Raw genomic sequence first — 6317 nt, forward strand, 5'->3', positions numbered from 1 at the left:
GGATACCGGCGGGCCGCCCGCCCGGTGCGTAGCCGTCAGGGGTGTCGCATCCCGGCCGCGTCACCGACGCGCCGGGGGCTCGCACCCCGTGGGAACGGTGCCTCAGTGGAAGAAGTGGCGCGTCCCCGTGAAGTACATCGTCACGCCCGCGTTCTTCGCGGCCTCGACGACCAGCTCGTCGCGGACCGAGCCGCCCGGCTGCACGACCGCCTTCACGCCGGCCGCGGTCAGGATCTCCAAGCCGTCGGGGAAGGGGAAGAAGGCGTCGGAGGCGGCGTACGACCCGCGGGCCCGCTCCTCGCCCGCCCGCTCGACGGCCAGCTTCGCCGAGTCGACGCGGTTGACCTGTCCCATGCCGACGCCGACGGAGGCACCGTCCTTGGCGAGCAGGATCGCGTTGGACTTGACCGCGCGGCAGGCCTTCCAGGCGAAGGCGAGCTCGGCGAGCTCCTCGGCGGAGAGGGCCTCGCCGGTCGCGAGGGTCCAGTGGGCCGGGTCGTCGCCCTCGGCCTGGAGGCGGTCGGTGACCTGGAGGAGGGCGCCGCCGTCGATGGGCTTGACCTCGACCGGGCTGGCCGGGGCGCCCTCGGCCTTCAGGACGCGGATGTTCTTCTTCTTGGCCAGGACCTCGACCGCGCCGTCCTCGTAGCCGGGGGCGACGATGACCTCGGTGAAGATCTCGGCCACCTGCTCGGCCATGGCCACGGAGACCGGGCGGTTGACGGCGATGACTCCGCCGAAGGCGGACAGCGGGTCACAGGCGTGCGCCTTGCGGTGCGCCTCGGCGACGTCGGCGCCGATCGCGATGCCGCACGGGTTGGCGTGCTTGATGATCGCGACGCAGGGCTCGGCGTGGTCGTACGCGGCCCGACGCGCGGCATCGGTGTCCGTGAAGTTGTTGTACGACATCTCCTTGCCGTGCAGCTGCTCGGCCTCGGCGAGGCCGCCCGTGCCGTCGACGTAGAGCGCGGCGCCCTGGTGCGGGTTCTCGCCGTAGCGGAGCACGTTCTTGCGCCCGTAGGTGGCACCGAGGAAGTCGGGGAAGCCGCTGTCGTCGGCCGCCGCGTAGTCGTCGGCGAACCAGGAGGCCACGGCCACGTCGTACGCGGCGGTGTGCTGGAAGGCCTCGGCGGCGAGCCGCTTGCGGGCGGTCAGGTCGAAGCCGCCCGCCTTGGCGGCGGCGAGGACGTCGGCGTACCGCTCGGGGCTGGTGACGATCGCGACCGACGGGTGGTTCTTGGCCGCGGCACGGACCATCGACGGGCCGCCGATGTCGATCTGCTCGACGCACTCGTCCGGGGTGGCGCCGGAGGCGACCGTCTCGCGGAACGGGTAGAGGTTCACGACGACGAGGTCGAACGGCTCCACGCCGAGCTCGGCGAGCTGCGCGCGGTGCGACTCCAGGCGCAGGTCGGCGAGGATGCCGGCGTGCACGCGCGGGTGCAGGGTCTTGACCCGTCCGTCCAGGCACTCGGGGAAGCCGGTCAGCTCCTCGACCTTCGTGACGGGCACCCCGGCGGCGGCGATCTTCCCGGCCGTGGAGCCGGTGGAGACGAGCTCGACACCGGCCTCGTGCAGACCGCGGGCCAGCTCCTCGAGCCCCGTCTTGTCGTAGACGCTGACCAGCGCGCGGCGGATGGGCTTAACGGTGTCCGTGTTCACCGACATGAACCTTTCGTCCCTCAATGCGGTAGCCGTGCCGGGCGAGACGCCCCACGACGTCGACGAGCAGCGAGCGCTCGACTTCCTTGATGCGCTCGTGCAGAGCGGCTTCATCGTCCTCGTCCCGCACCTCGACCACGCCCTGGGCGATGATCGGGCCGGTGTCGACACCGTCGTCGACGAAGTGGACGGTGCACCCGGTGACCTTCGCGCCGTAGGCGAGGGCGTCGCGCACCCCGTGGGCACCGGGAAAACTGGGCAGCAGGGCGGGGTGGGTGTTGACGACCCGACCGCCGAAACGGGCGAGGAACTCCTTGCCGACGATCTTCATGAAGCCGGCCGAGACCACGAGGTCCGGCTCGTGCGCGGCGGTGGCCTCGGTCAGCGCGCGGTCCCACTCCTCGCGGGTGGCGTGGTCCTTCACCCTGCAGACGAAGGTGGGGAGGCCGGCCCGCTCCGCGCGCTCCAGGCCCACGATGTCCTCCCGGTCCGCGCCGACGGCGACGACCTCGGCTCCGTACCCCTCGGGGTCGGCGGCGATCGCGTCGAGCAGGGCCTGGAGGTTCGTGCCGGAGCCGGAGACCAGGACGACGAGGCGGGCGGCAGCCACTGGCTCACTCTTTCCGTGGTGTTTGTGTGGTCATACGAACGAATCGTGCCCCTCGATACGGGGAACCCTACGAATGGCTCGACCGTCAGCAACGATACCGGCACATGGGACGGCCCCCACGGGACGGGGGCGGGGCAGGGCGGTAGCGTCAGGGTCCGCGCCGGACGCACACGCAGACAAGCAGCGGACGAGACAGCAGCGGAGACCACGGGTGCGGACGTGGTCGAAACGACAGAGGGAAGACGTTCAGCAGATGCCGGAACGCCAGTCCACGGACGACAACAACCCGTTCGCGCCGCCGCCCGAGGGCCGGCCGGATCAGCCGTGGCAACCGCGGCGACCGGAGGGCTCGGACGGCGACCCGTCCGAGACCCCGGACTCGCCGGAGCCGTCGGACGGCCGCTGGAGCCCCCGTCAGCCGGGCCCCTCCCCGGACGGCTTCGGCCGCGGCCCGGAACGGCAGGGTGGCGACCAGGGCAGCCCGGAGCGCGGGCCCGGACAGGGCCCGGGGATGCGCTGGGACCCGACCGACCCGGCTCAGCGACGGGCCCGGTACGCGGTCCTCGCGGGCGTGTGGGGCTTCTTCTTCGCGCTCTTCGGCCCCCGGGAACTGGCCCTGCTGCTCGGCGCGCTCGGTCTCTACTGGGCCATCAGCTCGCTGCGCGCCAAGCCGAAGGCGCCCGGCGAGGTGTCGTCGACGTCACAGTCGGGACCGCAGGCCCCCTCTCCGTTCCGGTCCCCGGCGGACGCCCCCCGGCCCTCCGGGCAGACGGCGTCCACGACGGCCGCCCCGGCGCGGTCGATGCGGACGGCGGCGATCGGCGGACTCGCCGCGGCGAGCATCGCGCTGGTGATCGTCGCGGTGAGCTTCACCATGCAGCTCGTCTACCGGGACTTCTACGAGTGCCGTGACGACGCCCTGACCCATGCGAGCCAGCTGGCCTGCAACGACCTGCTGCCGAAGCCGCTCCGCGCGGGCTTCGGGGTGCGGGAGTAGTCACCCGGGATCGACGGAGGACGGTGGCGGGGAGGCTTCCCAGGCCGCCGGGAGGTAGTCGTACGGCTCGTAGCCGGGGTCGTCGCCGAAGGGGTCGGCGTAGGGAGCGACGTCCGGCCCCCGCCCCGGGGCGACTCCGGGAAGCGCCGGGGCCTTCGACACCGCGACCTCCCCGGGGCCGGGCGGGTCGACGGGAGGCGCGGTCGGGCCGGCGACCCCGCCCGGGGTGCCGGCCGGGTCCACGGGCGACGCGTCCGCCGGCACGGTCCGGGGCCGCTTCTCGCGCGGGGTGCGGCAGGCCCAGGCACGCACCCCCAGTGCCACCGGAACCCCCGCGCAAGCTCCCCACAGCACCGCCGCCGCGCCCGCCCGCCACCACACCGGACCGAACTCCGCCAGGCGACCGGTGCCGAGCGGGCCGCCCGCGGCCCCCGCCAGGACGGCGACGACCACTCCGCACCCCCCGGCCGCGGCGAGGGCCGCCAGGGCCGTCTCCCGGGCGTCCCAGGCCCGTGCCGGACGACCGATGCGCCAGCCCTGGACGACGGCGGCGGCCAGTGGAACCACGAGGGTCGCCCCGTGGATCCAGCTGCCGCGCCCCTCGGCGGGCAACGCGGCCAGCAGCGGGAAGGGCGGCACGGCGGGATCGCCGCCGAGGCCCAGGGGGGTCGCCAGTGCCCCCGTGCCGAGGGCGAGGCCGGGCCCGAGCGCGTACGCGGCGCCCCAGACGGCCGCGTTCGGCAGCAGCACCAGGATGAGGAGCAGGACCGTCACCCGACCGGACCATTCCGTGGCGAGCGCCGCGAAGGAGGCCTCCGCCCGCCCCTCGTGCAGGATCAGCGAGGTCGCCGCCACCACGGCGCCGCCGCCGAACAAGGTGAGGAGGCCGAGCCCTGCCGCCCGCAGGACGGCGGGGGCCTGCCGCTGCCGGGGCAGCGGGCGGCCGAGCGCCGTCCACACGCCCGCCCCGGCCGCGGCCGTGACGACGCCGGGGAGCCAGAGCGCGGCGGCGACCGGGTCCGCGGGCAGCGGACCGCTCTCGCTGTAGGCCACGACGGCAGCCGCGACCAACAGGTACCCCCCGGACACCGCGACGACGGTGCCGCCCGGGGAGGGGCGCGGTCGTCCCCCGTTGCCGCCCGGATCGAGGGTGTCACGGGCGACCCGGTGGACGAGCAGGACGGGCAGGGCCACGAGCAGCAGGGGGATGACGCCGAGCGGGGCGGGCAGGCCGGACAGGGTGTCCGTGCGGACCAGGTCCACCCCGTGGGCGAGCAGCCAGGTGCCGGCGGCGACGTGCAGGGCGCCGACGGGGCCGCTGTCGGGGTACGGGGAGCTGATCCAGGCCGCGATCACCAGGACTGCGAGGGCACCGAGCCCCAGTCCGGCGGCAACCCCGCCCCGGACGCAGGCGGTGGCGAGCGCCCTGGAACGGCCGCCCTGGGTCAGGGGGTGCTCGGTCACGTGGGTCACGGGGCCATGCTGCCAACGACACGCGCTCATGGCGCGTAACGGGCAAACCTCCGTTGTGTCGCCCAAGATACGTTTATGTACTTTTCCGCCCATAGTCGCTCTGCGGGAGGTCGATGCCGATGAGCCGGAACACCACGGATTCCGCATCCTCCGCCGCCCTGCCGACACCGAAGGAGCGGCGCAGGTTGCGCGAGGCCCTCGCACTGAGCGAGGAACAGGTCGCCGAGGCCATGGGCGTCACGAAGGCCACGGTCAAGTCGTGGGAGACCGGGCGCTCGGAGCCCCGGGGCCGGAAGCTCGAGGCGTACGCGAAGCTGCTCGGCACATCCGGGGCGGAGGACCCGCTCCCCGCCGCGCCCCCGGCAGCGGAGCCCCGGACACAGGCGCCGCCACCGGGGCGGCGGGCCCCGGAACGGGAGTCGCCCCGAGAACGGGGCCGGCCCTCGGCGGGCTCCCCCCTCGACGACCCGTCCGCCCGCACGGGGCACCCCTCCACGACCGAGCGCACCACCGGGCGCGCCGACGAACGCGCCGACGAACGCAGCACCGAGCCGACGCGGGCCTCCTCCCCCGCCCCTGCCGCCCGCCCGGGCGTCTCAAAGCCTTCGGAGCGCCTGAAACCGGCACCCGACGCCAGCCCGGCACCCGACGCCAACCCGGCGCCCGACGCACAGCAGGCGCCCGGCGCCCCGTCGGCGGACCCCGCCCCCGCCCTCACCCCCGAGGAGGCCTTCGACGCGCTGTACGCACACGCCGCGCCGGGCCTCGTCCACCAGACGTACCTGCTCACCGGACGCCGCCGGCTCTCCCGCGAGTCCGTCGAGCACGCCTTCCACCACGCCTGGCAGTGCTGGCCCGAGGTGGCCGTGGACGCGGACCCGGTGGGCTGGGTGCGGGCGGCGGCGTACGAGTACGCCCTCTCGCCCTGGCACCGGTTCCGCCGCGCCCACAAGCACCCGGACGCCCCGCCGACCGAGGCGAACCGCCGGGCCCTGCTCGGCGCGCTCCTCGAACTGCCCCCGCCGTACCGCCGCACCGTCCTGCTCTACGACGGCCTCGGGCTCGACCTGCCGGAGACGGCCGCCGAAACGGAGGCCAGCACCCCGGCCGCGGCCAACCGGCTGCTGCACGCCAGGACGGTCCTGGCCCGGCGGGTCCCCGAACTCTCCGAGCCGGAAGAGCTGCACCGACGGCTCGGCACGCTGGTCGCCGAGGCCCCGACGACCTCCCTCCCGCCGGCCCGTGCGGTCCGGGCCGGCAGCGAACACCGGACCCGCACCTGGACGCGTGCGGTGCTCTGGGTGACGGCGGCCCTCATCGGGGTCACCGGTTTCACGGCGGCGACCGCACCGACCCGCTACATCCCGGTGAACGCCCCCGGCGAGACCGTCAACGGCGTGCCGGTGCGGGGCGGCCCGCAGAAACTGAGCCCCGAGGACCTGGAGCTCCGCGACGCGCTGCGCTCCCGGCCCAACCCCGGCCCGGAACGCCTGGTGCCGGTCGCCGAATAGCCTCCGGCCGCGAGCCGCGGCACGCGGAGGGGCCCCGCCCCCACCCGGTCTCCCGGGTGGGGGC

Annotated in this window: 5 protein-coding genes; 2 read left to right on the top strand and 3 right to left on the bottom strand. The window is 75.0% G+C overall.

Translation table 11 applies throughout. The features are described 5' to 3' along the window. Positions 1-102: 102 nt before the first annotated feature. Together purH and purN are read right to left on the bottom strand one after the other, a co-directional pair. Complete coding sequence (gene purH / locus ACFW2Y_RS34130; protein ID WP_384887142.1) at positions 103-1668, bottom strand: bifunctional phosphoribosylaminoimidazolecarboxamide formyltransferase/IMP cyclohydrolase; 1566 nt, start codon at positions 1666-1668, stop codon at positions 103-105. Further along, positions 1643-2272 (bottom strand): phosphoribosylglycinamide formyltransferase, encoded by a 630-nt coding sequence (gene purN, locus ACFW2Y_RS34135; RefSeq protein ID WP_384887144.1) that lies wholly within the window; start codon positions 2270-2272, stop codon positions 1643-1645. The genes purH and purN overlap by 26 nt, the downstream gene beginning before the upstream one ends. Before the next feature lie 253 nt (positions 2273-2525). Here purN and ACFW2Y_RS34140 point away from each other — a divergent pair, with 253 nt between their 5' ends. Beyond that, on the top strand, positions 2526-3269 hold the full coding sequence (locus tag ACFW2Y_RS34140; protein ID WP_384887147.1) for a hypothetical protein: 744 nt from the start codon (positions 2526-2528) through the stop codon (positions 3267-3269). Here the strand turns inward: ACFW2Y_RS34140 and ACFW2Y_RS34145 are convergent, their stop codons facing one another. Continuing rightward, entirely contained in the window at positions 3270-4742 is a 1473-nt protein-coding gene (locus tag ACFW2Y_RS34145) for a DUF6350 family protein (protein WP_384887149.1), read from the bottom strand. Between the two features lie 119 nt (positions 4743-4861). On the opposite strand from ACFW2Y_RS34145, the gene ACFW2Y_RS34150 reads away from it, so the two are divergent. Beyond that, a complete protein-coding gene (locus tag ACFW2Y_RS34150; protein WP_384887150.1) occupies positions 4862-6253 on the top strand; it encodes a helix-turn-helix domain-containing protein in 1392 nt (463 codons plus the stop codon). Positions 6254-6317 lie beyond the last annotated feature (64 nt).

It is taken from the genome of Streptomyces sp. NPDC058877, from assembly GCF_042742855.1.
Taxonomy (GTDB): Bacteria; Actinomycetota; Actinomycetes; order Streptomycetales; family Streptomycetaceae; genus Streptomyces.

Excerpts from the sequence above, each read along its gene's own strand:
- purH (WP_384887142.1), bottom strand. The coding sequence starts at position 1,668 with ATGTCGGTGAACACGGACACCGTTAAGCCCATCCGCCGCGCGCTGGTC.
- ACFW2Y_RS34140 (WP_384887147.1), top strand. The coding sequence starts at position 2,526 with ATGCCGGAACGCCAGTCCACGGACGACAACAACCCGTTCGCGCCGCCG.
- ACFW2Y_RS34150 (WP_384887150.1), top strand. The coding sequence starts at position 4,862 with ATGAGCCGGAACACCACGGATTCCGCATCCTCCGCCGCCCTGCCGACA.